This window comes from Nocardioides bruguierae, from assembly GCF_023656415.1.
GTDB classification, from domain to species: domain Bacteria; phylum Actinomycetota; class Actinomycetes; order Propionibacteriales; family Nocardioidaceae; genus Nocardioides; species Nocardioides bruguierae.
Map to the genome: position 1 here is coordinate 1 of NZ_JAMOIL010000060.1, position 3,005 is coordinate 3,005.

A 3,005-nucleotide genomic window follows, 5' to 3' on the forward strand; every position below is an offset into this window, starting at 1 on the left:
CTAGAGTTACGGCGGCCATAGCGAGAGGGAAACACCCGGTCCCATCCCGAACCCGGAAGTTAAGCCTCTCAGCGCCGATGGTACTGCAACCGCGAGGTTGTGGGAGAGTAGGACGCCGCCGGACATACACTGCAGAACGCCCGCCGGGTCGCAGCACCACCGAGTGCTCCCCGCGCGGGCGTTCCGCATTCCGGAAGTATTGTCAGGCCACCGGAGTGCGTCATTGGCTCGACGGCCCGATCAAGGGCGGGGTCCCCGGCAAGGCGAAGGGCCTGTCAGAGGTCTTGCCGCACGGATCTCGCTCCAAGGCGCTCGCACCTAGGATGTCCGGGAAGTTGACTGATCGGGCAGTGTGGAGGGCTCATGGCAAGACTGGAGTCGCGGGCTGACGCGCCCGACGCAGGCCAGCCGTTGACACCGACGATCCCGGGGGATCGCGTTCGACTCCGCGGTTTCGAGGAGTTGGACGTGGGTGCGGTGTTCGAGGCCGCCAAAGACCCCGGCGTGCGGCTGCTCACCGGTCTTGAGGCTGACCAGAGCAGCGCCCAACGATACGTCGCGCGGCAGGAGCTGCGGTCGCAGCGCGGCTTGGGTCACTCCTGGGTGATCGTCGACGCCGCACGTGGATACGCCGTCGGTCAGATCGGGATGTGGATCAGGGCAACTGCCCCGGACGGGCGGACAGGTTACATGGAGGAAGCGCATGGCCGCGCGGCGCTCGGGTACTGGGTCAAGCCCGGGGCGCGTTCACAGGGCTTCGCGACGGCGGCTCTACAGGCAGCCAGCGAGTGGGCGCTGTCCCAGCCGGACATCGAGAGGCTGGAGCTGTTCGTCGAGCCCAGTAATGGAGCTTCGCTCCGGGTAGCGCTGGGCGCCGGCTACCAGCGCGAAGGGCTTCTGCGCTCTTACCAGCGCATCGGTCACGAGCGAAGGGACATGATTGTCCTGGCGCGTTTGTCATGAGGCGAGCGGGTCCGGGTCGGCGTGTAGGGATGGTCCTCGGTCCACGTCGACCGCGGGCAGGTGAGTTCGGGGCGGCCCCGGATCCGTGTGCCCCGCCGCACCCGCACCGGGCGTCCGAAGCACGGGGCATCGTGGAGGACCTGGACCCAGTGGCTCTGGCTGACAGCCACGACCCCGCAGTCGGGTCAGCCGGGCGGGTCGGCGTCGGACTCGACATCGAGCACGATCGTGAGGCTCTGGCCGTGGTCGTGCGAGGTCACGTCGAGGACGTGGACGCCCTCGACCCCGAACAGCTCATCGGCCCGCGGAGATCACCGAGAAGGCGGCGACTGCGCGCAGGGGCACGCAGAGTGCGTCATTGTCAGGGTCCTGCAGCACAGCGGCTTGGTCGCCGTGGAGCGACTGGGCGCGGACGCCTTCCTCGCCGCTGCCACGCGGCCAGACGGGTTACCCAGCCACGCTGATCTGCGAAGCGTCGGCCAGGCCGCTTCCTGGCAGCCCGGGTAGCCGGCTCGTCGACGATCGCGGCGGCCGGGGTGCACGGAACGTCATTCCGCACTCCCCGCCATCGGTGTGACGTCCTGCCGCTCGAGCAGCGGAACTGGGCGGTTGCTCGAGCGGTGTCCCTGACCCAGCGGTCGCACACCGTGCGATCGAGCCGAGCGAGTCGTCGCGCGGCGGCGGGGTGGACAGTCGCCAGACCCGGCGCAGGCCGCTGCTCCGATTCTTGCGAGTCCGGGGCGACGTCGTGCTCCCTGCGCCGTGCAGTCGTGACGCCGCTTCGTCACTGGGGAGTGGTGCGTCGGGGTCGGCGTCGTAGCGAGCTCGAGGGTGGTCGAGTCGCCTCGCGACGTCTGGTCGCAGTGATGATCGCGTACGGAGGGGAGGTGCCACGAGTGGGTCGCGCGCTACCGCCATCCGCCGGACGCGTGCAGGCTCGAGAGCTCGGTGCGTCGGGGCGCCGTGCGAAGGACGGCCAGCATCCGCCATGAACACCCCACCGGGCCGGCGCGGACTTCTCACGGATCGCGGGGACGGCGCCAGGGGGCTGAGTACCCAGCCCGTGGTCCAGGCGCGCCCTGCCGCGCGGCACGGACAGCGGCGACCTTGCCGTGCTCGCTCACCCGGTGGTTCCTTGGTGGCTCGCCGACGGTGCGCGTGACGAGAAGGCCGGGACGCAGGGCTCGTGCCCTGGGCGGGACCCGCGTTGACGTCCCTCCGCCACGTCGGAACCTGACTCGGTCAGCTGCCCAGCGCCGGCCGGCGCAGGCTTCGGCGTCGTCGGGCGAGGGGGACGCCCTCCGCGCAGAAGGGAGTGGGGGCACCCGAGACCATCTCTGTCCGCCGCCACATGCCGGAGCAGAGGGGCCGGCACGGTCGCGGCGAGTGAGCCGCGACAGGAACTCTGGAGGACGACGCGACTCGTGTGATCGAACCCCTCATCAGGTCGCACCATGGGCCGAGGCTGCCAGCGCGGCCGTGCACGGCTGATCCGGTCCGGTCGGCCGGCGATCGCGAGCACGCGGGGCAGGGCGGGCAGGAGGCAGGCCGAGGACGGCGCGTACGCCCGGAGCGCGCGGACCCACCCTCACCTGCACAAAGCCCCCGGGTGCCACCTCGATTTGTGCCGTACGGGGGAGGCGGCTACTGTTTCATCTGTCGCCAGGGAGCGGCGGGGAGCAAGGCCGGTCTGGTCGGGCTTCCGGCCCCGGGGTTGATGTGTTGGCGAAGACGTCGCCGGGCTCTGGTTTGGGTCTGTGAGAACGCGTCGCTAGCGTGTTGGAAGTCCTTTCGGGCTCGTCGGGAGATGGGTCTGGTTGGTGCGTGTGATTCTTGAGAACTCAACAGTGTGTCATTGATAGTCGACGAATTAGTTTGTTTATGCCCCTCTCGTTGGCATGGCTGGGCTTTGGTCTGGTTGTGTTGGTGGGTGGGTTTCTTTGACGATGATTCTGACAAGTTTGTCAGGTTCTTTCTGTCAGTGATTGATTTTGCATCATCTCACACTGTGTGTGGGTTTTCGATGGAGAGTTTGATCCTGG

At 68.4% G+C, this 3,005-nt stretch carries 1 protein-coding gene and 1 rRNA gene; both read left to right on the forward strand.

What is annotated here, in order from left to right; genetic code table 11:
• Positions 1-7 precede the first annotated feature (7 nt).
• Positions 8-124: ribosomal RNA gene (rrf, locus tag M8330_RS21550) — 5S ribosomal RNA — on the forward strand.
• Positions 125-363: 239 nt separating this feature from the next.
• The gene (locus M8330_RS21555; protein ID WP_284705064.1) at positions 364-963 is read left to right on the forward strand and encodes a GNAT family N-acetyltransferase; all 600 of its coding nucleotides are present in this window, start codon (positions 364-366) and stop codon (positions 961-963) included.
• The last annotated feature ends 2,042 nt before the right edge of the window (positions 964-3,005 follow it).

Bases quoted from the DNA above. Each gene is read 5' to 3' on its own strand.
- M8330_RS21555 (WP_284705064.1), top strand. From the start codon at position 364: ATGGCAAGACTGGAGTCGCGGGCTGACGCGCCCGACGCAGGCCAGCCG.